Origin of the sequence: Lepagella muris (genome assembly GCF_004793975.1) — a bacterium.
GTDB classification, from domain to species: Bacteria; Bacteroidota; Bacteroidia; order Bacteroidales; family Muribaculaceae; genus Lepagella; species Lepagella muris.
Map to the genome: position 1 here is coordinate 1 of NZ_SRYB01000073.1, position 1674 is coordinate 1674.

Consider the following 1674-nt stretch of genomic DNA (forward strand, 5'->3'; position numbering starts at 1 on the left):
TAGGGTGTTCAGTTTGACGTTCCGAAAAACGGCATCCAGAACACCGGATTTTACATAAAAATCACGTGCTGGAAATTCTTGTTTTCAGAGACGAAATAGTACATTGAAAATTTGGATAATTCATTAATTTTTAGTATCTTTACAGTCTAAAAAACAACTATTTAAGATGCGAAAAATGATGAGAAAATCAGACTCAAAGCATAGTCAGGAGACCCCGGAAGAGGAGCTGAAGCGCCTTCGCAAGGAGGTTGCCAGACTTGAAGGCAAACTTGAGGCTCAAAAGCAGGCTGCCAACGCTAAAATCGTGGCCGCCAAAGCCAAGATGGACGAGATGCGCAAGGAACTCAAAAAAAAAGAAGAGCCGAAGCCAGTGTTCAGCAAAGAACAATGGTCGCGCATTTTGACCCGGTTGAAGGACATCGATACTCAATCCAAATAGTACTGCTCTGTGTCTTCATATATGTCAAGACTTCATGCGGCCTGCGCACTGTGGTCGAGATACTGAAGACCTTTGAAGATGTTCTCGGTGGCACTTGCGGGAAGGCGCCGTCCTATACCACTGTGCGTAACTGGATGCTCAAGCTCGGCCTGTCTGTCTATGACGATGACAAGAGCCGCGATGAGGCCTATGCCATAATTCAGGACGAAAGCCTCACGGTCAACCGACAGAAACTTCTGCTGACTCTCGGCATCCCGTCGAAGCATCCTGGAAGAGCTTTGAGACATTCTGACGCGACAGTGTTGGATATGCGTGTTGCGGACTCCAACACCAAGGATGATGTGAAGGATGCCATTGAGCGCGCAGCCGCAAAAGCAGGGCACAGCCCTGAGTATGGAGTCTCCGACGGAGGTCACAATTTGAAAGGCGGAATGGCATTGGCAGGAGTTCCACAGCATCTTGACGTAAGTCATACGCTTGCTAACTGCATGAAGACCGTCTATGCTGAGGATGAAGAGTTTAAGAGCCTTACTCAAAAGCTTGGGAAGATACGCCTTCAATATCATTTGACGGACATTGCATGGCTTCTTCCTCCAAACATGAGGGCGATTGCAAGGTTCATGAACCTCTCCGACTGGGTGGAATGGGGTAATCGCATGCTGACCAATATGGACTCTTTGGAGCAAAAGGCGAAGGACGCTTTCTGTTTCCTTGAGAATTATCGTGGACTGCTTGAGGAACTCTCCGTGGATGTCGACGCGATCAGACATGTGGAAACCATATGCAAGACCCGTGGATTTTGCTTGAAGACCTATCGTGAATGCTCACAATACATCATCTTGCATGTAATTGGAAACGCTAACAACCGCAGGGCTACTCTGGGATTACGTATGCTTGACTATCTGAAAAAGGAAGCCAAACTACTACATCTGACCAACAATGCACAGAACATGTCGTCTGACATAATCGAGTCTGATTTCGGCATTCTAAAATCAAAGATGTCGCCAAACAAACTGTATGGTTTCACATCCATGATTCTGATGTTACCGCTTTATCCAAAGACAATCGACTATTCAGTCGCTGATGAACAAGATTTCAAAGTACGCTTGGCCAATGTTAAACTTAAGGAGATAGATGACTGGGCCAAGGCCAATCTATCCCGCAATTGGGTGAAAGATAGAACCGAAACACTTAAAAAAGTGAGCTGAATACGGAACAACTAACTGAACACCCTA

2 protein-coding genes are annotated in these 1674 nt (G+C 46.1%); both read left to right on the forward strand.

Annotated features, from left to right (window positions below; all coding sequences use genetic code 11):
* Positions 1-175 precede the first annotated feature (175 nt).
* Positions 176-439 carry a hypothetical protein gene (locus E5331_RS20030; RefSeq protein WP_136013293.1) on the forward strand — a complete coding sequence of 88 codons (264 nt, stop codon included), beginning with the start codon at positions 176-178 and terminating at the stop codon, positions 437-439.
* A gap of 50 nt (positions 440-489) precedes the next feature.
* A complete protein-coding gene (locus tag E5331_RS20035) occupies positions 490-1647 on the forward strand; it encodes a hypothetical protein (protein WP_275441324.1) in 1158 nt (385 codons plus the stop codon).
* The last annotated feature ends 27 nt before the right edge of the window (positions 1648-1674 follow it).